At 55.1% G+C, this 216-nt stretch carries 1 pseudogene; it reads right to left on the minus strand.

Annotated elements, in window-relative coordinates:
• Window positions 1-216 (minus strand): annotated as a pseudogene (locus AUR66_RS23000) (ABC transporter ATP-binding protein); the annotation flags it as partial.

Raw genomic sequence — 216 nt, forward strand, 5'->3', positions numbered from 1 at the left:
CGGGATACTGGTCCGCTAAATCCGAAATACCCAGTGCTTCAAACAGCGTTGCGAGCCAGTCTTCATCTCGGCTTCGTGTATGATCTTGGGGGAGCGCAGCATTATCCCAGGCAGTGAGATCGGGGATGAGTTGAAAATCCTGAAACACAAACCCGATGGTGTCGCGTCTCAGAACCGCACGCTTTCGTTCGGGAAGCGCGCTCGCATCATCGCCGT

Origin of the sequence: Haloferax profundi (assembly GCF_001469865.1) — an archaeon.
Taxonomy (GTDB): domain Archaea; phylum Halobacteriota; class Halobacteria; order Halobacteriales; family Haloferacaceae; genus Haloferax; species Haloferax profundi.